This is a genomic window from Brevundimonas sp. FV2ps16 (assembly GCF_058681075.1).
This window is the reverse complement of the sequence record NZ_CM178728.1, coordinates 991,326-1,015,597: the sequence shown is the minus strand read 5'-3', so window position 1 is coordinate 1,015,597 and position 24,272 is coordinate 991,326. Positions and strand designations below refer to the sequence as shown.

The 24,272-nt window shown below is 67.4% G+C and carries 25 protein-coding genes; 13 read left to right on the top strand and 12 right to left on the bottom strand.

Going from position 1 to position 24,272, the window contains the following annotated elements; translation table 11 throughout:
• Positions 1–45: 45 nt before the first annotated feature.
• The 4 genes from mtgA to ACW170_RS04785 all read right to left on the bottom strand — a co-directional run bounded on the left by mtgA (position 46) and on the right by ACW170_RS04785 (position 3,372).
• Positions 46–741, bottom strand: a complete 696-nt coding sequence (mtgA, locus tag ACW170_RS04800; RefSeq protein ID WP_492088534.1) for a monofunctional biosynthetic peptidoglycan transglycosylase — start codon at positions 739–741, stop codon at positions 46–48.
• The gene (locus ACW170_RS04795) at positions 741–1,706 is read right to left on the bottom strand and encodes a WD40 repeat domain-containing protein (protein WP_492088533.1); all 966 of its coding nucleotides are present in this window, start codon (positions 1,704–1,706) and stop codon (positions 741–743) included. Before ACW170_RS04795 ends, mtgA begins: the two co-directional genes overlap by 1 nt.
• 182 nt (positions 1,707–1,888) lie before the next feature.
• Positions 1,889–2,827 carry a pirin family protein gene (locus ACW170_RS04790; RefSeq protein ID WP_492088532.1) on the bottom strand — a complete coding sequence of 313 codons (939 nt, stop codon included), beginning with the start codon at positions 2,825–2,827 and terminating at the stop codon, positions 1,889–1,891.
• Between the two features lie 56 nt (positions 2,828–2,883).
• On the bottom strand, positions 2,884–3,372 hold the full coding sequence (locus ACW170_RS04785) for an Lrp/AsnC family transcriptional regulator (protein WP_166621736.1): 489 nt from the start codon (positions 3,370–3,372) through the stop codon (positions 2,884–2,886).
• 149 nt (positions 3,373–3,521) lie between these two features.
• On the opposite strand from ACW170_RS04785, the gene ACW170_RS04780 reads away from it, so the two are divergent.
• From ACW170_RS04780 to lpdA, 6 genes are read left to right on the top strand one after another with little or no spacing between them, the layout of a single operon-like run.
• Complete coding sequence (locus tag ACW170_RS04780; RefSeq protein ID WP_492088531.1) at positions 3,522–4,769, top strand: 3-methyl-2-oxobutanoate dehydrogenase (2-methylpropanoyl-transferring) subunit alpha; 1,248 nt, start codon at positions 3,522–3,524, stop codon at positions 4,767–4,769.
• A gap of 2 nt (positions 4,770–4,771) precedes the next feature.
• Positions 4,772–5,896, top strand: a complete 1,125-nt coding sequence (locus ACW170_RS04775) for an alpha-ketoacid dehydrogenase subunit beta (protein WP_492088530.1) — start codon at positions 4,772–4,774, stop codon at positions 5,894–5,896.
• Between the two features lies 1 nt (position 5,897).
• Positions 5,898–7,574 carry a dihydrolipoyl dehydrogenase family protein gene (locus ACW170_RS04770; protein WP_492088529.1) on the top strand — a complete coding sequence of 559 codons (1,677 nt, stop codon included), beginning with the start codon at positions 5,898–5,900 and terminating at the stop codon, positions 7,572–7,574.
• A 44-nt stretch (positions 7,575–7,618) separates the two neighbouring features.
• Positions 7,619–7,834 carry a ribbon-helix-helix protein, CopG family gene (locus ACW170_RS04765; protein ID WP_492088528.1) on the top strand — a complete coding sequence of 72 codons (216 nt, stop codon included), beginning with the start codon at positions 7,619–7,621 and terminating at the stop codon, positions 7,832–7,834.
• Positions 7,828–8,193, top strand: a complete 366-nt coding sequence (locus ACW170_RS04760; protein ID WP_492088527.1) for a type II toxin-antitoxin system VapC family toxin — start codon at positions 7,828–7,830, stop codon at positions 8,191–8,193. Before ACW170_RS04765 ends, ACW170_RS04760 begins: the two co-directional genes overlap by 7 nt.
• 14 nt (positions 8,194–8,207) lie before the next feature.
• Positions 8,208–9,602, top strand: coding sequence for a dihydrolipoyl dehydrogenase (gene lpdA / locus ACW170_RS04755; protein ID WP_492088526.1), 1,395 nt, complete (start codon positions 8,208–8,210; stop codon positions 9,600–9,602).
• 368 nt (positions 9,603–9,970) lie between these two features.
• Here lpdA and groL read toward each other — a convergent pair whose 3' ends face one another.
• Both groL and groES read right to left on the bottom strand, forming a co-directional pair.
• Positions 9,971–11,617, bottom strand: coding sequence for a chaperonin GroEL (gene groL / locus ACW170_RS04750; RefSeq protein WP_492088525.1), 1,647 nt, complete (start codon positions 11,615–11,617; stop codon positions 9,971–9,973).
• A 108-nt stretch (positions 11,618–11,725) separates the two neighbouring features.
• Positions 11,726–12,013 carry a co-chaperone GroES gene (gene groES / locus ACW170_RS04745; RefSeq protein WP_123288102.1) on the bottom strand — a complete coding sequence of 96 codons (288 nt, stop codon included), beginning with the start codon at positions 12,011–12,013 and terminating at the stop codon, positions 11,726–11,728.
• Between the two features lie 303 nt (positions 12,014–12,316).
• Here groES and ACW170_RS04740 point away from each other — a divergent pair, with 303 nt between their 5' ends.
• The gene (locus ACW170_RS04740; RefSeq protein WP_492088524.1) at positions 12,317–12,754 is read left to right on the top strand and encodes a hypothetical protein; all 438 of its coding nucleotides are present in this window, start codon (positions 12,317–12,319) and stop codon (positions 12,752–12,754) included.
• A 50-nt stretch (positions 12,755–12,804) separates the two neighbouring features.
• Here ACW170_RS04740 and zigA read toward each other — a convergent pair whose 3' ends face one another.
• The gene (gene zigA / locus ACW170_RS04735; protein ID WP_492088523.1) at positions 12,805–14,025 is read right to left on the bottom strand and encodes a zinc metallochaperone GTPase ZigA; all 1,221 of its coding nucleotides are present in this window, start codon (positions 14,023–14,025) and stop codon (positions 12,805–12,807) included.
• Between the two features lie 96 nt (positions 14,026–14,121).
• On the opposite strand from zigA, the gene ACW170_RS04730 reads away from it, so the two are divergent.
• Positions 14,122–14,667 carry a DUF1826 domain-containing protein gene (locus ACW170_RS04730; RefSeq protein WP_492088522.1) on the top strand — a complete coding sequence of 182 codons (546 nt, stop codon included), beginning with the start codon at positions 14,122–14,124 and terminating at the stop codon, positions 14,665–14,667.
• Between the two features lie 26 nt (positions 14,668–14,693).
• Here the strand turns inward: ACW170_RS04730 and pgi are convergent, their stop codons facing one another.
• Positions 14,694–16,301, bottom strand: a complete 1,608-nt coding sequence (gene pgi, locus ACW170_RS04725) for a glucose-6-phosphate isomerase (protein ID WP_492088521.1) — start codon at positions 16,299–16,301, stop codon at positions 14,694–14,696.
• Positions 16,302–16,412: 111 nt separating this feature from the next.
• Between pgi and ACW170_RS04720 the strand changes: the two genes are divergently transcribed.
• The gene (locus ACW170_RS04720; protein ID WP_492088520.1) at positions 16,413–16,889 is read left to right on the top strand and encodes a hypothetical protein; all 477 of its coding nucleotides are present in this window, start codon (positions 16,413–16,415) and stop codon (positions 16,887–16,889) included.
• 4 nt (positions 16,890–16,893) lie between these two features.
• Here ACW170_RS04720 and ACW170_RS04715 read toward each other — a convergent pair whose 3' ends face one another.
• Positions 16,894–17,634, bottom strand: a complete 741-nt coding sequence (locus ACW170_RS04715; RefSeq protein ID WP_492088519.1) for a glycosyltransferase family 2 protein — start codon at positions 17,632–17,634, stop codon at positions 16,894–16,896.
• 76 nt (positions 17,635–17,710) lie between these two features.
• On the opposite strand from ACW170_RS04715, the gene ACW170_RS04710 reads away from it, so the two are divergent.
• The 3 genes from ACW170_RS04710 to ACW170_RS04700 all read left to right on the top strand — a co-directional run bounded on the left by ACW170_RS04710 (position 17,711) and on the right by ACW170_RS04700 (position 20,830).
• A complete protein-coding gene (locus ACW170_RS04710; protein ID WP_492088518.1) occupies positions 17,711–19,405 on the top strand; it encodes an ArnT family glycosyltransferase in 1,695 nt (564 codons plus the stop codon).
• A complete protein-coding gene (locus ACW170_RS04705) occupies positions 19,402–20,316 on the top strand; it encodes a hydroxymethylglutaryl-CoA lyase (RefSeq protein ID WP_492088517.1) in 915 nt (304 codons plus the stop codon). Before ACW170_RS04710 ends, ACW170_RS04705 begins: the two co-directional genes overlap by 4 nt.
• 91 nt (positions 20,317–20,407) lie before the next feature.
• Positions 20,408–20,830 carry a hypothetical protein gene (locus ACW170_RS04700; protein WP_492088516.1) on the top strand — a complete coding sequence of 141 codons (423 nt, stop codon included), beginning with the start codon at positions 20,408–20,410 and terminating at the stop codon, positions 20,828–20,830.
• Positions 20,831–21,044: 214 nt separating this feature from the next.
• Here ACW170_RS04700 and ACW170_RS04695 read toward each other — a convergent pair whose 3' ends face one another.
• The 3 genes from ACW170_RS04695 to trhA all read right to left on the bottom strand — a co-directional run bounded on the left by ACW170_RS04695 (position 21,045) and on the right by trhA (position 22,831).
• Positions 21,045–21,404 (bottom strand): hypothetical protein, encoded by a 360-nt coding sequence (locus ACW170_RS04695; protein ID WP_492088515.1) that lies wholly within the window; start codon positions 21,402–21,404, stop codon positions 21,045–21,047.
• Positions 21,401–22,030, bottom strand: coding sequence for a polyhydroxyalkanoate synthesis repressor PhaR (gene phaR / locus ACW170_RS04690; RefSeq protein ID WP_492088514.1), 630 nt, complete (start codon positions 22,028–22,030; stop codon positions 21,401–21,403). The genes ACW170_RS04695 and phaR overlap by 4 nt, the downstream gene beginning before the upstream one ends.
• An 87-nt stretch (positions 22,031–22,117) precedes the next feature.
• A complete protein-coding gene (gene trhA / locus ACW170_RS04685) occupies positions 22,118–22,831 on the bottom strand; it encodes a PAQR family membrane homeostasis protein TrhA (RefSeq protein WP_492088513.1) in 714 nt (237 codons plus the stop codon).
• Between the two features lie 156 nt (positions 22,832–22,987).
• Here trhA and ACW170_RS04680 point away from each other — a divergent pair, with 156 nt between their 5' ends.
• A complete protein-coding gene (locus tag ACW170_RS04680; RefSeq protein WP_492088512.1) occupies positions 22,988–24,163 on the top strand; it encodes an acetyl-CoA C-acetyltransferase in 1,176 nt (391 codons plus the stop codon).
• Positions 24,164–24,272: the final 109 nt, after the last annotated feature.

Sequence of the window (24,272 nt, the reverse complement as noted above, 5' to 3'; positions counted from 1 at the left end):
GCGACGCCGTTCAACGGAGATTGTTCTTGGCTATCGGCCTTCGGCCTACTTGAGCCGGACGCAGGCGTTCAGGCCGTCGTTGCGGACCGTGCCCATGGCGGCCTGGATGCGTGAGGCGCGCCGGCGGACATAGGGACCGGGCGAGGCGGCCTTGTAGCGACGCGGGGCGGGCAGGATGGCGGCGAGGCGGGCCGCCTCGCGCGGGGTCAGGTCGGCGGCGTCCTTGCCGAACCAGTGCTGGGCGGCGGCCTGGGCGCCATAGACGCCCGGCGCCCATTCGACCACGTTCAGATAGACCTCCATGATCCGGCGCTTGGACCAGACGGCCTCGATCAGGACGGTATAGCCGGCCTCGAATCCCTTGCGGATCCAGTCGCGGCCTGGCCAGAGGAAGACGTTCTTGGCCGTCTGCTGGCTGATGGTCGAGCCGCCGCGGATACGGCCTCCCTCGGCGTTGTGATCCAGCGCCTTCTGGATCGCCTCAATGTCGAAGCCGTGGTGGCTGCAGAAACGGGCGTCCTCGGCGGCGATGGCGGCGTTGACCAGATTGGGCGAGATATCGTTCAGACCGCGCCACTGATAGTCCAGACCCTCGCCGCGCACGGCCTGGCGCAGCATCAATATAGTGGGGGCGGGCGGCAGGACGGCGACGATCAGCACCCCGCCGATCGGCAGCAGGGCCAGGACCGCCAGGGCGATCAGGGCCGCGCGGGACCAGGCCTTTTTCCGCCCGCGCGCCATTACAGGATCGCCACGCCGGCGGCCCCGTCCTCGTCGGCCCAGGCGACCTTGTCCGCGGCCGGGCTGAGGGACAGGGCGACGATGGCCGGGCCCTTCTCGGCCTTGACGAAGTTCAGCCCCTGGGCGGCCGGATGGGCGACCCACACGCGGCCGTCGGTCAGGCCGGCGGCCAACAGGCCATGTTCCGTCCGGGCCGAGACCAGATTGACCAGGGTAGAGTCGTCATAGCCGATCTCGCTCGCCTCGCGCCCCATGGGGCCGTTCGAGCCGACGAAGGGCCACAGGACTGCGCCTTGGGCGCCCGAGGTGGCCAGAAGCTGGCCGTTGGCGAGGAAGGCCAGCGAGCGGACCTTGGACGGATAGCCGCCCATGCGCAGGTTCTTGGCGTCCTTCAGCCGCCAGCCGTGCAGCTGACTGTCCTGCATGGTGGTGACCACAAAGGCCCCGTCGGGGGAAAAGGCGACGGCGGTGTGCGAACCGGCCCAGGCCAGTTTGACCGGCTGCTGCTTCTCGATCCGGGCGTACCAGAGGGCTGCGCCGCCGTAGGTCGAGGCGGCGATCCGCCGGCCCTTGGGCTCGAAGGCGACACCGGAGACGGTGCGTTCGTGCTGAAAATCGCGGCGGAAGCCGGCGTCCTTCGGATCGATCACCGACAGGGTGCGGCCCCAGGAGAAGGCGATCAGGCCCGAGGCGGGCGAGGCGTCGATCGAGTCGATCCACTGGTTCTTGGCCGTGGTCAGGACGGCGGGTTCGGCGCCGCGGCGGCTCCAGACCACCTGGCCGTCGTCGCCGCCGGTGACGACGCCGTCGCCGGTCGGGTGGACGGCGGCGCAGAGCACAGCCCCGTCATGGGCCTGGACCTTCGCGCCATCCTCGAAACGGACCGAGCCGTCGCCGAGGGCGAAGACAGCGCCGGTGCAGTCGAACAGGGCGGCGGTGACCTGGGCGTCGAAATCGCAGTTCATGCGGGACGCGTTAGCGGGTTGCGGCAGCGGGGGCAAATGGCGGGCTTGTTCTCCCTCCCCTTTATGGGGAGGGATGATCGCGCAGCGATCCGGGTGGGGGCGTTAGGGCGGAGCGAGGTCTGACTGCCCCACCCCGGCTACGCTACGCTCCGCCGCCCCTCCCCATGAAGGGGAGGGAGAAATCAAACCGGATCTGTGGGCGGAGGTTCGACCGGGGCCGGCGCGGCCTGAGCCTTGGCGGGTTCGTCCGGCAGGGGGATGAACTCGAGGTCATCCTCGCTGGGCAGTTTCATCCGCCCCGCCTTCCAGTCGGCCTTGGCCTGGTCGATGCGAGCCTGGCTGGAGGCGACGAAATTCCACCAGATCAGCCGTTCACCCACCGGCTCGCCGCCCAGGACCATGACGCTGGACTGGACCAGGGCCTTGATGGTCGGCTCGGCCGTCGGCTCCAGCACGATCATCTGGCCTTCGTGGAAGGTGCGGTCGCCGACCTCGATGGAGCCCTTGGCCACGAACAGGGCGCGTTCGCTCATGCCGCCGGCGCCCTTGCCCGGAGGGGGGGCGGTGCGGACGCCGGGCTGAAGCTCCCAGTGGACATAGAACAGCGGCGACGACACCGGCACGCCGGCCTTGGCGCCGTAGGCCTCGCCCGCCACCAGACGCGCGAACAGGCCGCCGTTCTCATAGGCGGGCTGGGCGTTCTCATCCAGGTGGTGGAAGGACGGATCGATCTCCTCGGCCTCGTCGGGCAGGGCGATCCAGGCCTGCATCCCGTGCATCGGCCCGCCGCGGCTCTTCTTCAGCGGGTCGGTGCGTTCGGAATGGACGATGCCCTTGCCGGCGGTCATCCAGTTCACCTCGCCGGGGCGGATGGGCTGGTTATAGCCGAGGTTGTCATGGTGCATGATCTCGCCCTCGAACAGATAGGTGAGGGTCGACAGACCGATGTGCGGGTGCGGCCGCACGTCGATGGCCGTGGCGCCCGGCGCGAACTCGGCCGGCCCCATCTGGTCCAGGAAGATGAAGGGCCCGACCATCCGGCGCGAATGGAAGGGCAGGACGCGGCCGACCTCGAACCCGCCCAGGTCCTTGCGGCGCGCGTCGATCACCAGTTCGATCATGTTCGGCATCCCCTCGGCGGACCACGGCCCTCAGTGGAAAGGTCCGCCGAACAGTCTTATCCGACGTGAGGGGTCACTATGCCAAGAGGCAGGGCGGTCACATTCTTCACGCCACGGGTGACGATATGGCTCTCGCAGTCCGAGACAATGCCCAGGGCCAGCAGCTTCTCACGCAGGAATTTGTCGAAGGCGTGCATGTCGGACGTGATGATCCGCAGGACATAGTCCTCGCGCCCCGTAATGGTGGCGCACTGAACCACTTCCGGCCATTTGGCGACGGCGGCCTCGAAGATGTCGAGGTTCTCGGCCGACGGCAGCATCAGCTTGACGATGGCGTAGACCTCGAAGTCGAGGCCCAGCAGTTGCGCGTTCAAAAGGGTTACGCGCTTGGTGATCAGACCGGAATCTTCCAGTCGTTTGATCCGGCGCCAGCAGGGCGAGGCCGACAGACCGACCCGGTCCGCGACCTCCGCCACCGACAAGCCGGCGTCTTGTTGCAGGATATCCAGGATCCGAGCGTCGATGGGATCGAGTTCGTCCGCCAATGCGTTTCTCCGATTAACAGTATGGCGAAATAAAATACCCTAAATCGGGATTTCGCAAGGTCAAATTGAGCGAGCACCTGCTTAGGCGCCGTGTTATCAAACGTCCAGAGAAAACACGGACGGACCCCCGAACGGACATGGACGCCCGCATGAACGACAAATTGAACCAAAAGAACAGCCGCCCGCTGTCGCTTCGCGTGCCGGAGCCGTCGGGCCGGCCGGGCGATGCGCCGGACTTCAGTCATCTGTCGATGGACCCCGCCGGGGCCGTCGAACGGCCTGACGTGGCGACGACGCCCTATGAGATGCGCGACCACGCGTTCCGGCTGATCCGCGTGCTAGACGACGAAGGCAATGCGGTCGGCCCGTGGAATCCGCGTCTGGACCCCGAGACCCTGCGTCGCGGCCTGAAGGCCATGATCCTGACCCGCGCCTTCGACGACCGGATGCACCGGGCCCACCGCCAGGGCAAGACCAGCTTCTATATGAAGTGCACCGGCGAGGAGGCCATCGCGGTGGCGCAGGGCATGCTGCTGTCGCGCGAGGACATGGGCTTCCCGACCTATCGCCAGCAGGGGCTGCTGATCGCGCGCGGCTATCCGCTGGTCGAGATGATGAACCAGATCTACTCGAACGCGGCGGACCCGATCAAAGGCCGCCAGCTGCCGATCATGTATTCGGCCAAGGACTATGGCTTCTTCACCATCAGCGGCAATCTGGGCACCCAGGTTCCGCAGGCCGTCGGCTGGGCCATGGCCAGCGCCTACAAGGGCGACGACAAGATCGCCATCAGCTGGATCGGCGACGGCGCCACGGCGGAAGGCGATTTCCACAACGCCCTGACCTTCGCATCCGTCTATCGCGCGCCAGTCATCCTGAACATCGTCAACAACCAGTGGGCCATCAGTTCCTTCCAGGGCATAGCAGGCGGGCTGGAAACCACATTCGCCTCCAAGGCCATCGGCTATGGCCTGCCGGCCCTGCGGGTGGACGGCAACGACTTCCTGGCGGTCTGGGCGGCGACCCAGTGGGCCGAAGAGCGCGCCCGGTCGAACCAGGGGGCGACGGTGATCGAACTGTTCACCTATCGCGGGGCCCCGCACTCGACCTCCGACGATCCCAGCCGCTATCGCCCCGGCGACGAGCACGAGAAATGGCCGCTGGGCGATCCGCTGGACCGTCTGCGCCAGCACCTGACCGTAATCGGCGAGTGGGATGACGAGCGCCACGCCACGGCCTTGCGCGAGGCCGTCGAACAGGTCCGCGCCGCCGGCAAGGAATCCGAGGCCATCGGCACCCTGGGCCAGTCGCGCCCCAGCGTGAAGACGATGTTCGAGGAGGTCTATGCGACCGAAGACTGGCGGCTGATCGAACAGCGCCGCGAGGTGGGGGTCTGACCATGGCTGAGCAAACCACCTTCACCGACGCCGATCGCAACGACGGCGTCGAGCCGGACATGGTCGACCAGAACGCCGCCCCCGCCTCGGAAGCGACGGGCACGGGCGTACAGCCGATGAACATGATCCAGGCCCTGAACTCGGCCATCGACGTCAAGATGGGCGAGGACGCCAATGTCCTGTCGTTCGGCGAGGACGCCGGCTATTTCGGCGGCGTCTTCCGCGTCACCGACAAGCTGCAACAGAAGCACGGCCTGACCCGCAGCTTCGACGCCCCGATCAGCGAGTGCGGCATCGTCGCCGCCGCCATCGGCATGGGCGCCTATGGTCTGCGGCCGGTCGTCGAGATCCAGTTCGCCGACTACATCTATCCGGCCTACGATCAGATCGTCTCGGAAGCGGCCAAGATGCGCTATCGCTCGGGCGGCCAGTTCACCAGCCCCATCGTGGTGCGTTCGCCCTATGGCGGCGGAATCTTCGGCGGCCAGACCCACAGCCAGTCGCCGGAAAGCCTGTTCACCCATATCGCGGGGCTGAAGGTCGTCATCCCATCCAACCCCTATGACGCCAAGGGCCTGTTGATCGCCGCCATCGAGGATGACGACCCGGTCGTCTTCTTCGAGCCGAAACGCCTGTACAACGGCCCGTTCGACGGCTGGCACGAGAAACCGGTCTCGCCGTGGAAGGCGCAAGGATTGGCCCAGGTGCCGACGGGCAAATATGTCGAGCCCATCGGCAAGGCGCGGGTCATGCGCGAGGGGAACGACGTCACCATCCTGGCCTATGGCACCATGGTCTGGGTCGCCCTGGCCGGCGCTGAACACGCCGGCGTGGACGCCGAGGTCATCGATCTGCGCTCGCTCGTGCCGCTGGACATCGAGACCATCGAGGCCAGCGTGAAGAAGACTGGCCGCTGCGTCATCGTGCACGAGGCGCCCAAGACCTCGGGCTTCGGCGGCGAACTGTCGGCCCTGGTTCAGGAGCGCTGCTTCTATCATCTGGAGGCGCCCATCGCCCGCGTCACCGGCTGGGACACGCCCTATCCCCATGCTTTCGAATGGGAATATTTCCCCGGACCGCAAAGGGTCGCAGACGCCTTGAAGAGCGTCATGACCGGAGGACGCTGATATGGGTCGTTTCGTCTTCAAACTGCCCGACGTGGGCGAAGGCACCGCCGAGGCCGAGCTGGTCGGCTGGCACGTCAAGGTCGGCGACACGGTCGCCGAGGACCAGATCGTCGCCGATGTCATGACCGACAAGGCCACCGTCGAGATCACCGCCCCTGTGTCCGGCAAGGTCATCGCCCTGCACGGCGAGCCCGGCGCCATGGTGCCGGTGCGCGGGCCGCTGGTGGAGTTCGAGGTCGAAGGGGCGGGGAATGCGGAGGAAGCGACGCCCCCCTCCCCGGCTTCGCCGGTGCTCCCCCCAAGGGGGGGAGATCGCGCAGCATCCAATTCTCCCCCTTTAGGGGAGGTGGCGCCGAAGGCGACGGATGGGGCTGACGCCGCACCCACCGGCAACTACGTCTTCAAACTGCCCGACGTCGGCGAAGGCACGGCCGAGGCCGAGCTGGTCGGCTGGCACGTCAAGGTCGGGGATGCGGTCGAAGAAGACCAGATCATCGCCGACATCATGACCGACAAGGCCACGGTGGAGATCACCTCGCCGGTCGCCGGCGTCGTCGTCGCCCTGTACGGCGAGGCGGGGCAGCAGGTTCCGGTCGGCGGGCCGCTGGTGGCGTTCGATGTGGCGGGCGCAGGCAATGTCGCCAAGAGCCCCTCCGTCTCTCCGCTTCGCTCCGAACCACCTCCCCCCGCTTCGCGCGGGGAGGAGACGATTAAATCTCCCCCCCCTGGGGGGAGTACCCGCGCAGCGGGGGAGGGGGGCAAGTCCGTCGCCCCCGCCCTGACCGGCCGCTCCCCCGGCGAACGCCCGTCCGCCTCGCCCGCCGTGCGCAACCGCGCGCGCGACCTGGGCGTGGACCTGACCTTCGTGCCCGGCTCCGGCCCAGCCGGGCGGATCACCCACGAAGACCTGGACGGCTTCATCGCGCGCGGCGGCGCCCAGCCGGCGTCCGCTCCGGCGGCCGGCTCGACCTTCGCCCGCGCCGAGGGAGCCACCGAGGTTCGCATCATCGGCCTGCGCCGCAAGATCGCGGAGAAGATGGCCGAGAGCGTGCGCCGCATTCCCCACATCACCTATGTGGAGGAGATCGACGTCACGGCGCTGGAGGAGCTGCGCGCCCACCTGAACGCGACCAAGGCGAAGGATCAGCCCAAGCTGAACCTGCTGCCCTTCCTCGCCCGCGCCATCGTGGTGGCCCTGCGCGACCAGCCGCAGATCAACGCCCATTATGACGACGAGGCGGGCGTCCTGACCCAGCACGCCCCGGTCCATCTGGGCATCGCCGCCCAGACGCCGAACGGGCTGATGGTGCCGGTGGTCCGCCACGCCGAGGCGCGCGACGCCTGGGATACGGCGCTGGAGATCGCCCGCGTCTCGGGCGCGGCCAAGGATGGTTCGGCCAAGCGCGAGGAACTGTCGGGCTCGACCATCACCATCACCTCGCTGGGGACGCTGGGCGGGGTGGTCCACACCCCGATCATCAACCACCCCGAGGTCGCCATCGTCGGCCCCAACAAGATCGCCGAACGGGTCGTGGTCCGCGACGGCCAGATGGTGGTGCGCAAGATGATGAACCTGTCGTCCAGCTTCGATCACCGGATCGTCGACGGGCATGATGCGGCGGTGTTCGTCCAGCGGATCAAGGGACTTCTGGAGCAGCCAGCGACCTTGTGGATGTGAACGCGCCAACATGATATACACATCATATATCATGGAGGCTTGAGATGCGTATTCTCGTGGACGCCAATGAGACCCAGGTCGCCGCACTGGACGACTTGGCCAAGCGCGAGCAGCGGCCCCGCGCCGCCGTGATCCGCGCCGCCATTGACGACTATGTCGCGCGTCACAAGCAAAGCCGGATCAAGGAAGGATTCGGCCTATGGGGCGATCGCGCCATGGACGGGCTGGAGTACCAAGAGAAGCTGCGTAGCGAATGGTAGCAGCGCTTTTTGACACCAACATCCTGATCGATCATTTGAACGCCTATCCTGAGGCGGATGCCGAAATCGAGCGGTACCAGGACCGCGCCATCAGCATCGTCACCTGGATCGAAGTGATGGCGGGAGCCCAGGGCGACAAGGCGGAGCCTACGCGCCGCTATCTCAGCGGCTACCAGATTGCAGCTGTCGATGATCGGATCGCGGAACGCGCCGTCGCTCTGAGGCAGGCCCATCGGATCAAACTGCCCGACGCCATGATCTGGGCGACGGCGCAGGTGGAGGGCCGCCTATTGATCACCCGCAACACCAAGGATTTTCCGGCCGATGAGCCGGGTGTTCGCGCTCCCTACGTCCTCTAACCCTTACGGGCTACATGCAACAGTTGAAGACCAAAGTCCTGATCATCGGCGCGGGCACCGGCGGCTATGTCGCGGGGATCCGCTGCGGCCAGCTGGGGCTGGACGCTGTGCTGGTGGACGGCGGCGACGGCCTGGGCGGGACCTGCCTGAACGTCGGCTGTATTCCGTCCAAGGCCATCATCCATGCGGCGGGCAAGTTCGAGACGGTGGCCAAGGCGGCCGGGGGCGGGACGCTGGGGATCACGGCGGCCAAGCCGGCCATCGACCTGAAGCAGACGGTCGAATGGAAGGACGGGATCGTCCGTAAGCTGAACGCCGGGGTCGCGGCCCTGCTGAAGAAGGCCAAGGTCAAGGTCATCAAGGGCTGGGCGAAGTTCGAGGACGCCAAGACCTGTATCGTCAAGACTGACGACGGCGAGATCCGCATCACGGCCGAACACGTCATCCTGGCCACGGGGTCGGAGCCGGTCGAACTGCCCTTCCTGCAGTTCGGCGGCGACGTCATCTCCTCGACCGAGGCGCTGAGCCTGTCGGAGGTCCCGAAGAAGCTGGTCGTGGTCGGCGGGGGCTATATCGGCCTGGAGCTCGGCATCGCCTTCCGGAAGCTGGGCGCGGAAGTGGCCATCGTCGAAATGGCCGAGCGGATCCTGCCGCTCTATGACAAGGCCCTGACCGATCCGGTCGCCAAATGGCTGGAGACGCACGGGGTGGAGCTGCACCTGGGCGCGCGCGCCGGCGGGTTCGGGAACGGCAAGCTGAACGTCACGACCAGGGACGGCGAACCGCTGCAGCTGGACGCCGACAAGGTGCTGGTCACGGTCGGCCGTCGTCCGCGCACGCAAGGCTGGGGGCTGGAGAACATGGGCGTGGCCATGGCCGGGCCGTTCGTGAAGATCGACCAGCGCTGCGCCACCAGCATGAAGAATGTCTGGGCCGTGGGCGACCTGACCGGCGAACCCATGCTGGCCCACAAGGGCTCGGCCCAAGGGGAAGTGGTCGCGGAGATCATCGCGGGTCATGACCGGTTGTTCGATCCGGTCACCATCGCCGCCGTCTGTTTCACCGAGCCGGAGATTGTTTCGGCGGGCCTGGGTCCGAACGAGGTCGCGGGCCGCGACGACGTGATCACCAGCGTCTTCCCCTTCGCCGCCATCGGCCGGGCCCTGGCCATCGAGGCGGGCGAGGACGGTGGCTTCGTGCGGGTCATCGCCTCCAAGTCGGATCACCGCATCCTGGGCGTCCAGGCGGTCGGCCAGCATGTGTCTGAGCTGTCGAACAGCTTCGCCCAAATGCTGGAGATGGGAGCGGTGCTGGAGGATGTGGCGGGGACCATCCACGTCCACCCGACCCTGGGCGAGGCCTTCCACGAGGCCTCCCTGCGGGCCCTGGGCCACGCCATCCATATCTGAAGGCCGGGTCCAAACCCCGGCTGTCCGACGACGGATGCGCGCAACCTTTGACGTCAGGGACTGGGCGGCTGGGCGGCTGGGCGGCGGCGAATGGCGCTGTCACGAAAACAGGGTGACAAAGCGCCAAAAGCGCCATTTGCCGAGAGCGCGACGGGGTGAGGATTCGATTTTCAAAGACCGTGTGGAGGAGAGTGTCGCACGGTTTTGGAGCGTGGTGGGTTGAAGCGCGGCTCAGGAAGATAAAGGTCTGAAAAGACTGGATTCGGGTTGCGGAATTGGGATGGCCGGCGCGGCCTGAGCGGCCAAAGAAAAAGGGCGGGACCTTGCGGTCCCGCCCTTCTGCATTTCCAGCCTGGAGTGACTTGGACTTAGAAGTCCATTCCGCCCATGCCGCCCATGCCGCCCATGTCAGGGGACGAAGAGCCGCCCGACTTCTTGGGGGCGTCGGCGACGGCGGCTTCCGTGGTGATCAGGATGCCGGCCACCGAAGCGGCGTCTTGCAGGGCCGTGCGGACGACCTTGGCGGGGTCGATGACGCCCATCTTGACCAGGTCGCCGTATTCCTCGGTCTGGGCGTTGAAGCCGAACGAGGCGTCGTCGTTTTCCAGAACCTTGCCGACCACGATCGAGCCTTCGACGCCGGAGTTTTCGGCGATCTGACGGATCGGAGCCTGCAGGGCGCGACGGATGATGGCGATGCCGGCGTTCTGGTCGGCGTTGTCGCCCTTGACGTCGGCCAGGATCTTGGAGGCCTTCAGCAGGGCGATGCCGCCGCCGGGAACGATGCCTTCGTCAGCCGCGGCGCGCGTGGCGTTCAGGGCGTCGTCGACGCGGTCCTTCTTTTCCTTCACTTCGACTTCGGTCGAGCCGCCGACGCGGAGAACCGCGACGCCGCCGGCCAGCTTGGCCAGACGTTCCTGCAGCTTTTCCTTGTCGTAGTCGGAGGTGGTGTCTTCGATCTGGCGCTTGATCTGGGCCACGCGGGCTTCGATGGCTTCCTTCTCGCCGACGCCTTCGACGATGGTGGTGTCATCCTTGGTGATCGAGACCTTCTTGGCCTTGCCGAGCATGTCGAGGGTGACGGTCTCGAGCTTGATGCCCAGGTCTTCCGAGATGACCTGGCCGCCCGTCAGGATGGCGATGTCTTCCAGCATGGCCTTGCGGCGATCACCGAAGCCCGGCGCCTTGACGGCGGCGACGCGCAGGCCGCCGCGCAGCTTGTTGACCACCAGGGTGGCCAGGGCTTCGCCTTCGATGTCCTCGGCGATGATCAGCAGCGGACGGCCCGACTGCACCACGGCTTCCAGGATCGGCAGCATGGCTTGCAGCGAGGTCAGCTTCTTCTCGAACAGCAGGATGAGGGGCTCTTCGAGAACAGCCTCCATCTTGTCGGCGTTGGTGATGAAGTAGGGCGACAGATAGCCGCGGTCGAACTGCATGCCTTCGACGACGTCGACGGTGGTGTCGGCGGTCTTGGCTTCTTCGACGGTGATCACGCCTTCGTTGCCGACCTTGGCCATGGCCTGGGCGATCAGCTCACCGATTTCCGAGTCGCCGTTGGCCGAGATGGTGCCGACCTGGGCGATTTCCGAGTTGTTCGAGACCGGCTTGGACTTGGCCTTGATCTCTTCCAGCACCAGGCCGACGGCCTTGTCGATGCCGCGCTTCAGATCCATCGGGTTCATGCCGGCGGCGACGGCCTTCAGGCCCTCTTGCACGATGGCCTGAGCCAGGACGGTCGCGGTGGTGGTGCCGTCGCCCGCCTTGTCGTTCGTCTTCGACGCGACTTCGCGGATCATCTGGGCGCCCATGTTCTCGAAGGCGTCTTCCAGCTCGATCTCTTTGGCGACCGACACGCCGTCCTTGGTCGAGCGCGGGGCGCCGAAGGACTTCTGGATCACGACGTTGCGGCCCTTGGGACCCAGGGTCACCTTGACGGCGTTGGCGAGAACGTTGACGCCGCGCAGCATCTTGTCGCGCGCGTCGGTGTTGAAGTGTACGATTTTAGCGGCCATGCGGGCTGCTCCTTTAAAAAGGTGAGTGGTGAATCGTGAGTCGTGATTGATGCGGTTCGTAAGGGCGCGATCACGCGCCGCTCACGAGTCACGCATCACGAGTCACGTTCAGGACAGGACGCCTAGGACGTCCGACTCTTTCATGATGATCAGGTCTTCGCCGTCGATCTTCACTTCCGTGCCCGACCACTTGCCGAACAGGATGCGGTCGCCGGCCTTCAGTTCAAGAGCATTGACCTTGCCGCTGTCGTCGCGGGCGCCGGGGCCGACGGAGACGACTTCGCCTTCCTGCGGCTTTTCCTTGGCGGTGTCGGGGATGATGATCCCGCCCTTGGTCTTGGATTCTTCTTCAACGCGCTTGACCAGCACGCGGTCGCCGAGCGGACGAAACGCCATCGGTTCTCTCCTTTTGTACCCCCGGACGGGGGCGACTTGAAAACGGTGGGCCAGCCTCCCCTCGATCACCGCTTTGGCAGCCGACCGACGAGAGTGCTAACGCGAGCGGGAGTTAGTCAGAGCCAAGGCCAGCGTCAAGGCGACCCGCCCCATCGGGCGTGCGAAACTTCCGCGACAGGTGAACCCCAAATGAACGGCCGGCTCCGGGCCTGTTCAAGCGGGGACTGGCAGAACCGTCTCAACGCTGGAGCCCGTCCACACCCGGACGCGCGAAACCCGGCCCGAAAATAAAAGGAGACGACCATGTCCAAGATGCTGAAGATCACCGCCGTCGTCGCCGCTCCGGTCGTGGCCATGACCCTGATGGCCGCCCCGGCCTCGGCCCAGTCCTACCGCGACCGTGATCGCGGGGAAGACAACTCCGCCCGCAACGCCTTGATCGGCGCCGCGGTGGGCGGCCTGGCCGGCGCCCTCTACGGCAACGGCGACGGCAGCTATATCGCCGGCGGGGCGCTGGCCGGCGCGGCCCTGGGCGCCGTGGCGTCCAATCGCGGGTCGGGCTGCGAATATTATCGCGGCGGCCAGTGCTACCGGAACCAGGGCCACTGGGAACGCGAGCACGGCATCAACAGCCGCGATCCGCGCTGGGAGCAGCGCCGCGACTATCGCGACTATCGCCGGGACCAGCGCTATGACCGTCGGGATGATCGCCGCGACTACCGCTATGACCGCCGCTGGTAAAAGGCGGGTCGGATGAAGAAGGGGCGTCCTGCGGGGCGCCCCTTTTTTTGTTACGCCGCGTCCTGGCGGGGTCCCCAGTGCGGGAAGGGATCCTCCAGCCTAGCCCAGCCCTTCGGGCCGCGCTCCATCTCGAACCGGGTCAGCAGGGCGGCGTCGAACATCGAGGTCAGCAGATCGCGGTTCATGTCCTTGCCGATCAGGACAATCTCCTGGCGGCGGTCGCCGTACGGCTGACGCCAGACCGCCTCGATCGCCTTCAGCCATTCGAGATTGTCGTCCGGCCAGCGCTCGCGCGGGGCCGAGGCCCACCACAGCCCGCCCCACTCATGCTCCGTCACCGCCCCGGCCTGGCTCCAGGAGCCGACGTAATCCATCCGGCTGGCCAGCCAGAAGAAGCCCTTGGAGCGCCAGACGCCGGGCCATTCGCGGTTGAGCAGGTCGTAGAAGCGTCGGGGGTGGAAGGGTCGCCGCGCCCTGTAGACGAAGGTGGAGACACCGTATTCCTCGGTCTCGGGCGTCACCTCGCCGCGCAGGGCCTGGGACCAGCCGGCGGCCTGTTCCGCCCGCTCCATATCGAACAGGCCCGTGCCGATGACCTGGTCCAGAGGCACGACGCCGCGCACCGCCTCGAGGATCCGGGCGCGGGGATTGAACTGGGTCATCATCGCCCTCAGCGTTCCGAGTTGCACAGCATCCAGCAGGTCGCATTTGTTCAGCACGATGACGTCGGCGAACTCGATCTGGTCGATCAGCAGATTGGCCACCGTGCGTTCGTCGTCCTCGCCCAGATGTTCACCGCGGGTCTTCAGGCTGTCGGTGGAGGGATAGTCGCGGTGGAAGTTGAAGGCGTCGACCACCGTGACCATGGTGTCGATCCGGGCCAGGTCCGACAGGCTGAAGCCGTCCTCGTCGCGGAAGTCGAAGGTGGCGGCGACCGGCATGGGTTCGGAGATCCCGGTGGATTCGATCAGCAGGCAATCGAACCGCCCCTCGCGCGCCAGCGTGCCGACCTCGATCAGCAGATCCTCGCGCAGGGTGCAGCAGATACAGCCGTTGGACATCTCCACCAGCCGTTCCTCCGTCCGCGACAGGTCCGCCCCGCCGCCGTCGCGCACCAGGGCGGCGTCGATGTTCACCTCGCTCATGTCGTTGACGATCACCGCCACCCGCAAACCGTCGCGGTTCGACAGGATGTGGTTGAGCAGGGTCGTCTTGCCGGCCCCGAGGAAGCCGGACAGGACGGTGACGGGCAGTTTCTTGAACTCGGACACGAAGGCGCTCCACGGATGCTGCGCCGAGCTTGACCACAGCCGGGCGATTGTGAGAGTTACGTTATAGTATAACATACCCGGTCAGCAAGGTTCTCCATGGCGGTCGGCGCAGTCGTCCAAGGGCTTGCGCCCACGGTCTTCACCACCCTGTTCGAGCCGCAGGTGCGGATGGCGATCTGGTCGCGGCCCAGCCCCATGCCGCCCGACGCCCCGCCCCCGGCTGATTTCACCGCCGAGTGCGACGGGCGCTGGATCGCCCTATCGGGTGCGGCGCCCGAGTGGTTTCTCCAGGATATCGAAAGATTGGCGGAGATCGTGGCGGCGATCAGCGGATGCGAGGCCTGGCGCGCGCGGTGCGAGACCGTGACCCGGCGCGCCTGTCCGCGGTTTCATCAGGACGCGGTCCCGGTGCGCCTGATCGTCGCCTATGAGGGGCCGGGGCCGGAATGGGCCTTCGCCGGAGAGATCGGCGAGGATCTGGACGGGCGCTACATCGGCACGCGACGCCGGGTCCGCACCCTTCATCCCGGCGATGTCGCCGTCATGAAGGGCACGGCGCCGGGCTGGGAGGCCTGGCCGGAGTTTCCGGTGGTTCTGCACCGCTCGCCGCCGGCCGGGAGACGATCCCCCGGCGTGTCTTGACGATCGACGCCGCGCCGGCGTGAGCCTCAGCCCATCAACCGCGTCATCAGGCCCGCCGTCGAGGGGTCCAGATCGGCGGACGGGCCGCCGGCGTGGACATCCTTCAGGATCGCCTTGGCCAGGACCTTGCCCAGTTCGACGCCCCATTGGTCGAAGCTGTTGATGTCCCAGATCACGCCCTCGACGAAGGTCTTGTGCTCATAGAGGGCCAGCAGGGCGCCGAGGGTCTCGGGCGTCAGACGGTCCATAACGATGGCGGTCGAGGGGCGGTTGCCGGTGAAGGTGCGATGGGTCGCCAGACGGGCGGCCTCTTCCTCCGACAGACCCTGGGCCAGGCCTTCCGCCTTCGCGGCTTCGGTCGTCTTGCCCAGCATCAGGGCCTGCCCCTGGGCCAGGGCGTTTGACCAGAGCGGCGATTCCGGCGCGTCGGCATGGGTTTTGGCGACGATCACGAACTCGGCCGGGACGATCTGCGGGCCCTGGTGGATCTGCTGGAAGAAGGCGTGCTGGCCGTTGGTGCCCGGCTCGCCGAACACCACCGGGCAGGTCTGGCGCGTGACGGGGGTTCCGTCGCGATGCACCCGCTTGCCGTTCGACTCCATCTCCAGCTGTTGCAGGAAGGACGGGAGGCGGCGCAGGGCGTGGGCGTAGGGCGCCACCGTCCGCGCCGGACGGTCCAGACCGTCGACGTTGAACACCTGGGCCAGGGCCAGCAGGATCGGGGCGTTCTGCTCAAGCGGGGCCGAGACGAAATGGTCATCCATTGCGGCGGCGCCCGCCAGCATGGCTTCGAACACGTCCCAGCCCAGGGCGATGCCGCACGACAGGCTGACCGCCGACCACAGCGAATAGCGGCCGCCGACCCAGTCGCGGAAGGCGAAGGTGCGGCCGCAGCCGAATTGGCCCGCCTTTTCAGGCGCGGCGGTGACCCCGATAAAGTGTTTGGTCATGCCCTCGGCCGGCAGGGCGGCGGCCAGCCAGGCCTTGGCGGCCTCGGCGTTGGCCAGGGTTTCCTGGGTGGTGAAGGTCTTGGACACGACCACGACCAAGGTGGTTTCGGGATCCAGGCCGGTCAGGGCCTCGGCCATGTCGCGCGGGTCGATATTGGCGACGAAACGCAGGTCGATGGACGGGTCCAGCGGGCGCAGGGCGTCCCAGACCACGCGCGGGCCCAGGTCCGACCCGCCGATGCCGACATGGACGATGGCCTCGAACTTGCGGCCCGTGGCCCCCGCCTCGGCGCCCGAGCGTACGGCGTCGGCATAGGTTTTCATATCGGCCCGCACGGCGTCCACCTCGGCCGAGACCGGCTCGCCCAGGGCCTTGAAGTCGGCGCCGGCGGGGGCGCGCAGGGCCGGGTGCAGCACGGCCCGGCCCTCGGTCAGGTTGACGGCCTCGCCGGCGAACAGGGCGGCGCGACGGCCCTCGACATCGCTGGCGCGGGCCAGATCGAGGCAGGCCTCGAAGGCGGCCTGGGTCCAGCTCTGTTTCGACAGGTCCAGATAGAGGCCCGCCGCCTCGACCGACATGCGGGCCAGACGGCCGGGATCGGCGGCGAACTGATCCACGATACGGGTCTTGCCGGCCGTTTCAGCAGCGGCGTCGAAGGCGGTCCAGGCGTCGTCACGGGTCATCGGTCGTCCTCTGGGGAGAGAAGGCGGGAGAGAAGAAGATAAACACTCGTTTACGGGTCGGGCGTATGCCGGTTCAACGTCCTAGCCGACGCTGAAACAGGAAGTCACTTCATGTCCTGCGGCCTTGCTCTCACAATCGCCCTGTCGATGTCCAATCCTGCAGTGGCTCTGGCGGCCGAACAGCCCCCCGCAGCGGTCGGCGCGCCTGTTTCGGTCGCCGGCGAGCCCCTGTTCGCCGACATCGTGGCTCGATCCGGCGCCTTGAAGGCCGTGGTGGACGGCTGGGCGGCGTCAAAAGCGACCGAAGACGCGGCCTTCTTCACCAGCCAGGCCTTCGTCGGCTTCAAGGCCCAGGCCGAGGCCCTGGCCGCCCTAGACCTGCAGGGTCATCTGGTCCTGAAGGAACGCGGCACGGACGGCGATCTGAAATGCATCCTACGGGGGATTTCCGAGGATATGCCGAAGAAGCTGGAAGCCGTTCAGGCGGCGGCTACGCCCGCCGAGCGCGCCACGGCCCTGTCGGAGCTGTCCTATCTGCTGAACGACAATGTCGAAGTGATCACGGCGCCGCCTCAGCCCGAGGTCTAGAAAATCAGAACTCGGAGATCGCGCCTGGACGACGCGACCGGGTCTTCAACCACATGACGCCCAGCAGGTCGGCGAAGGCGACCTTCAGCCGGCCCCAGTTGGTGTATTTCGAGCGACCCGTCTCACGGTGGCGGTGATCGACGTCGAGATACAGGTTCCGGAACCCCTCGCGGATCACCAGCGCCGGCAGATAACGGTGCAGGTGATCGAAATAGGGAAGACGCAGGAAGACCTCGCGGCGGAAAACCTTCAGGCCGCATCCGGTGTCGTCGGCGTCGTCGCCCAGAAGCCTGCGGCGAATCCGGTTGGCCCAGAGCGAGGCCTGGCGTTTGGCCTGTGAGTCCTGGCGCTTGGCGCGGCGGCCGCCGACCAGACCGACATCGGCAGGTGCGGCCAGCAGGGCGTCCACCAGGCGCGGCGCGTCGGCGGGCGGGTTCTGGCCGTCGCCGTCCATGGTCACGATCACAGAGCCTCGCGCGGCGAGAACGCCGGTGCGGACGGCGCGGCTCTGGCCGGCGTTGGCGCCGTGAGACAGGACGCGCAGGGCCGGCAGTTCGGCCTGGGCGGCCTTCAGCTCAGCCAGGGTGGCGTCCCTGGAGGCGTCGTCGACGAAGATCATCTCATACGACCGGCCGGCGAAGGCCTGGGCGATCTCGCGGGCCAGGGGCACGGCGGCGCCGGCCTCGTCATGGACGGGAACGACGACGGAAATCTCGGGCGCGGCATGGCTTGTCGGGGCGGTCATCGCCGCTCCATAGACGAGATCGCCCGCTTAGGGGAGACGGCTGACGACGGGCCGGTCGCCGTGTAAGGATCGCCGGATGAAGACTTTCGATCTGGATCGCCGCATCGCCGGCTGGAGGGGGCAGCTGCTCGCCGCCCTGCTGACGCTGGTCGCCGGCCTGCCGGGCCTGTTGCTGTTGCCGCCGCTGGACCGCGACGAGAGCCGGTTCGCCCAGGCGACGGTCCAGATGCTGGAGAGCGGCGACTATGTCGACATCCGCTTCCAGGACGAACCGCGCTGGAAAAAGCCGGTCGGCATCTACTGGCTCCAGGCCGTCGCCGTCTCGCTGACATCGGACGTCGAGGATCGCGAGATCGCCCCCTATCGGATTCCGTCCCTGCTGGGGGCCATGCTGGCCGCCTGGGCGGTGGCCTGGGCGGGGTCGGCGATGCTGGGCGCGCGCGTCGGCTTCTTCGGCGGGGCCATCATGGGGGCGACCTTCCTGCTGTCGACCGAGGCGGGCATCGCCAAGACCGACGCCATGCTGTGCGGCGCCACCACCCTGGCCATGGCGGCTCTGGCGCGGATCTATATGGCGGCCAAGGCCGGCGAACGGCCGATCCGGCCGCACAAGCTGCTGTTCTGGATCGGGATCGGCCTTTCCATCCTGATCAAGGGGCCGATCGGGCTTCTGGTCGTGGCCCTGGCCGTCATCGCCCTGTCGATCTGGGATCGCGACGTGAAATGGCTGGCCCGTCTCGGCTGGGGCTGGGGCCTGCCCCTGGTCGCCCTGATGGTCGGCCCCTGGGCCATCGCCATCACCATCGCCACCGACGGCGGCTTCTGGCGCGAGGCGATCGGCGGGGATCTGGCGCCCAAGGTGGCCGGGGCGCACGAGAGCCATTCCGGCTTCCCCGGCCTGTATCTGTTGCTGGCGCCCCTGCTCTTCTTCCCCTCGACCCTGCTGCTGCCGGCCGCGGTCTCGACGGGCTGGAGCCGCCGGGCCGAGCCGGCCATCCGCTTCCTGGTCTGCTGGCTGGTTCCCGGCTGGCTGATGTTCGAACTGGCCCCGACCAAGCTGTGGCACTACACCCTGCCGACCTTCGGCGGCCTGGCCCTGCTGGCCGCCGCCGCCCTGGCGCGGCCGATCGGCAAGGTCTCGCGCATCACCGGGGCCGTGCTGGCGATGTTCGCGGCCGTGCTGATCATCGGCATCACCGTCTATGGACTGACGGTCTATGGCACCTCGACGGCCCAGACCTGGGCGGCCCTGACCGTGGGAACCACCCTGGCGGCGGCGGCCATGGGCGCCTTCCTGCTGCTGAACCGGGCGACGGTCGCGGCCCTGGTCGCCTCGCTCGCCTTCGGGATCGTGGCCCATGGCGCCCTGGCCGGCACCATCCGTCAGCTGCGCCCCCTGGCCATCGCGCCCCAGCTGGAGAAGACGCTGGAGGCCGCCGACCTGCATCCACGCCAGGGCCGCACGCCCGGGCCGGTGGCCATCACCACCTTCCACGAGCCCAGTTTCGTCTTCCTGACCGGACGGGACACCGAGCTGACCGACGCCGAGGGCGCCGCCCGCGCCCTGGCCGAGGGCCGGCCCGCCATCGTCGAAGGGCGCGACGCCGACGCGTTCCGCGCCGCCGCCGGACGACTGGGCGTGTCGGGCCGGGCCGTCGGGGTGGTGCGGGGCTACAACTATTCGGGCGGGGACGAGATGAACCTGACCGTCTATGCGCCGCCGCCCCGGCCGACGACCGACGCCGAGGCGAGCGCGGGCGAGGCGCCGTGAGCCGGATCATCCAGATCGTTGAAGTCGGTCCCCGCGACGGGCTTCAGAATGAAAAGACGGTGCTGGACCCCGCCGTTCGCGCCGATCTGGTTCGGCGACTGGAGGCGGCGGGCGCCCGGCGGATCGAGGCCGTCTCCTTCGTCCATCCCAAATATGTGCCGCAGATGGCCGGCGCCGAGGAGGTGATGGCGGCCCTGCCGCCCGCCCCCGGCCACAGCCGCATCGGCCTGGTCCTGAACGGCAAGGGCTATGACCGGGCCCTGGCGACGGGCGTGGACGAGGTCAATGTCTCGGTCGCCGCCACCGACGGCTTCGGCCTGAAGAACCAGGGCCTGTCGGTGAAGGACCAGCTGGCCATGCTGGGAGAGATCGTCGCCCGCCGACATAATGCAGAAGCCTCGGACGGCGCGCCGTCGCTGTCGGCCATGATTTCCTGCGTCTGGGGTTGTCCGTTCGACGGCGAGGTTTCCGTGGACCAAGTCGCGGACATGGTCGGCGCCATCGCCGAACTGGGCGTCGGCGAGATCGGTCTGGCCGACACCATCGGCGCCGGCGATCCCTGGGCCGTGACGCGCAAGGTCGAGGCCGCGCGCAAGGCCGCGCCCGAGGCCACCCTGCGCCTGCACTTCCACGACACCCGAAACACGGGCCTGGCCAACGCCTATGCGGGGGTCGAGGCCGGGATCGACGTGCTGGACGCCTCGGTCGGCGGCATCGGCGGCTGCCCGTTCGCGCCCGGCGCCACGGGAAATATCGCCACCGAGGACCTGGTCTATATCCTGACGCGCGGCGGGTTCGAGACCGGCTATGATCTGGACGCCCTGATCGCCACAGCGCGCTGGATCGGCGAGACCCTGGGCCGGCCCGCGCCGTCCGCCCTCAGCCGCGCCGGCGGCTTCCCCCGCGCCTGAGGCCCGCCGTCACACCTCCGTCGTGGCGAAACGGGACAAATAGGGTTAATCAAGCTTAACAAGCGCAGCCATTGCGCCGGGGAGGACCGCCATGCTGATCGCCATACCCCTGCTTCTGATCCCGGTGATCCTGTACAATATCGTCGTGCTGTTCGGCGACTCGAGCAATGTCGGCATGGCCCAGGCCGACGCCCTATTGCGCGACCCGCTGTTCTCGATCCCCATGGCCTCGGGCGCACAATGGAATGTCGGTTCAGGCGACCTGATCCTGTTCCTGGGCCTGATCCTGCTGTTCTTCGAGCTGATCAAATCGACCTCCAGCCAGAAGGTCGCCATCGTCAATCACGCCCTGTCGATGATCCTGTTCATCGTGGTCCTGGTCGAATTCCTGCTGATCCGCGGCTTCGCCACCTCGACCTTCTTCCTGATCGTGGTGATGATCCTGCTGGATGTGCTGGCGGGCTTCATCGTCACCATCATCTCGTCCCGCAAGGATTTCGACCTCGGGAACTGACGGCCGAGGGCGGACAGCAGGCCCCATACGGCCTCAAGCCGCCCGAAGGGCGGTAGGCCCCAAGAAGTCGATAGGCCCCCTAGGAAAAGGCCGTGAAGATCAGGGCCACGACGGCGACGTCGAAAACCTTGGCGGCGAGGCTGAAGGCGGCGGGCATGGGCTGGTCCGAAAAGAGGCGATCTGCCCCAGCCCCAGCAAGCCCCGTGCCGCCGCCTCAGATGTCGGTCTTGGCGGCCTTGCCGGTCGGCGGCCGACGCTCGGCTTCGCCCGAATATTCGGTCCCCAGATAGGCGGCGCGGGCCGCATCCAGCACCGGCGGACCGCCGCGCAGGCCCCGCTTCTGGCCGCGCTGTCCCATCTGCTGGGCGACGAAGGCCGCCGCGCCGGGGTCGATGGCCGCATGGACGGCAGGTCTTGCCGGGCCGGCGTCCGGCTTGAACTCGGGCTCAGGGGTCTCGCTTCGGACCAGGGCGCGCGAGGCGGCCTGCTGGGCGCGGCGTTCCCGCTCGCGCCGCTCGCCGTCTCGCCGGTCCACCCGCTCGGGGCCGCCGACCGGCTGAATCCGGTCGGTCATTTCGTCTTCGATCCGCCCGCCAGACGATCGATCTGGGCGCGCATCTCATCCATCTGGCGACGCATCTCGTCCAGGGCGTCAGGCGCAGCGGGGGCTTCTTCCTTGGCTTCAGCGCCGGCGGCCTGAGGCGTAGGCTCAGTCCGGGAATAGCCGAAGGCGGGGAACATCTGCATGGTCCGCTCGAACATGGCCATATTGGCCTTGGCCGCCTCCTCCATCAGGGTCGCGCCCGATCCCGTGCCGAAGGCGCGGCTTATCTGACTGGCGAACTGTTCCTGTTGCCGGCCGAAATTCGCCAGCGACATCTCCAGATAGGAGGGCAAGACGCCCTGCATCTGACCGCCGTAAAAACCGATCAGCTGACGCAGGAACTGCACCGGCAGCAGGGCTTCACCCCGGCTTTCTTCCTCGAAGATGATCTGGGTCAGGATCTGGCGGGTCAGGTCGTCGTTCGTCTTGGCGTCATAGACGACGAACTCGGTCCCCTCGCGCACCATGGCGGCGAGGTCCTCCAGCGTCACATAGGCGCTGGTCCGGGTGTTATAGAGCCTTCGGTTCGCGTACTTCTTGATGACGACCTGCGCGCCGTCGCCGTTCTTTCCGCCCTTTGTCTTTTCGTCAGCCACGCTTGTTCTCGCGATGTTGCAACGCGTCACTATCCTCCGTTGCGACGCGAAGCGCCAGAGGCGTAAAAGCGCAGGCCCCTGACAACCTCAGTGGCTCATCGCAGGCGCCAGAACCACGCCGACCAGCACCGCCGTCCAGTGGACCGTGGCGCCGGTGACGACGAAACCGTGCCAGATGGCGCGGCGGAAACGCACCTTGGGGCTGATGAAGACGAAGACCCCGGCCGTATAGATCAGGCCGCCCAGCACCAGCAGGCCCAGGGCGATCGGGTGAACCGTCTCCACCATCGGCTTCAGGGCGGCGACCGCCAGCCAGCCGAACACCACATAGACGCCGCTCCAGAACTTGTCGGAAATGCGCGGCGCGAACAGCTTCACCCCTGCGCCGACGAAGGCCAGGGTCCAGATCAGGGCGGTGAAGCCGACCGACCAGCCGCCTTCGAACCTCTGGGTCGTGAAGGGGGTGTAGCTGCCGGCGATCATCAGGAAGATGGCGGCCTCGTCGAGCCGGCGCAGCACGGGCCGCGCGGCGCAGGGCCTGGTCCAGTTGTAAATGGTGGAGGCGGTCAGCATGCCGACCAGGCACAGGGCGTAGATGGCCGTGGCCAGCACCCCGCCGATCCCGGTGTAGACGCCGGCCAGCCCCGCCAGAATAACGCCGCCGACCGCCGCCAGCATCAGGCCGACGACATGGACCCAGAGGTCGGCCAGGCGTTCGGCGCGCGTCTGGTAATGCTCGATCATGTCCAGCTCGTCCGGCGTGCAGACGTGGGTGACAAGGCGTTTCAGCGTTCGCAGCATGGCCAATCAAATCCAGGATCGTCCGTATCGTTCCGCCAGAATGGGCCATCAGGGTGACGAATGACTGAATCCACGCCGATGTTTTTCGTCCGCAGGTGACGAAGCCGCAGGGATGCGGCAAAACGGCAACGAAATATTCTGCAGAGAGTGAAATCCATGACCGACGTCGTCATCGTCTCCGCCGCCCGCACGCCCGTCGGGTCCTTCCTCGGCGCCCTGTCGGCGCTGCCGGCCTCGAAGCTGGGCGAGATCGCCATCACGGCGGCGCTGGGACGCGCTGGCGTATCCGGGGATGAAGTGGACGAGGTGATCCTGGGCCACGTGCTTCAGGCCGCCGCCGGCCAGGGCCCGGCGCGCCAGGCCGCGATCGGCGCCGGAGTGCGACAGGCGGCGCCGGCCTGGAGCCTGAACCAGATCTGCGGCTCAGGCCTGCGGGCCGTCGCCATCGCCGCCCAGCAGATCGCCCTGGGCGATGCGAAGATCGTCGTCGCCGGCGGTCAGGAGAGCATGAGCCAGGCGCCCCACGCCCAGCAGCTGCGGGCCGGGCACAAGATGGGCGATGTCGCTTTGGTCGACACCATGGTCAAGGACGGGCTGTGGGACGCCTTCAACGGCTATCACATGGGCCAGACCGCCGAGAACATCGCCGACAAATGGGCGATCACACGCGAGGCCCAGGACGAGTTCGCCCTGGCGAGCCAGCACAAGGCCGAGGCGGCGCAGACCGCGGGACGGTTCGACGCCGAGATCGTTCCGGTCGTCATCCCCGGCAAGAAGGGCGACGTCGTCGTCGACAAGGACGAATATATCCGCCACGGCGCGACCATCGAACTGATGCAGAAGCTGCGGCCGGCCTTCGCCAAGGAGGGCAGCGTCACCGCCGCCAACGCTTCGGGCCTGAACGACGGCGCCGCCGCCCTGGTGCTGATGAGCGCCGAAGAGGCCAAGGCGCGGGGCCTTGAGCCCCTGGCCCGCATCGCCTCCTACGCCACCGCCGGGGTCGATCCGTCGATCATGGGCACGGGACCGATCCCGGCCTCGAAGAAGGCGCTGGAGAAGGCGGGCTGGACCGTTGCAGACCTGGACCTGGTCGAATCCAACGAAGCTTTCGCCGCCCAGAGCCTGTGCGTGGTCAAGGAACTGGGCCTCGACCCGGCCAAGGTCAACGTCAACGGCGGCGCCATCGCCATCGGGCACCCCATCGGCGCCTCGGGCGCCCGCATCCTGACCACGCTTCTGTTCGAGATGAAGCGGTCGGGGGCCAAGAAGGGCCTGGCCACCCTGTGCATCGGCGGCGGGATGGGCGTGGCGATGTGCGTGGAGCGGGCGTGATCTGAGCCTCTTCCTTCTCCCGTTGGGAGAAGGTGGCCGCGAAGCGGACGGATGAGGGTCGGACGGTGGGCCAGACCGCACCGCCTCCCCTCACACTTTCGCGCGAGAC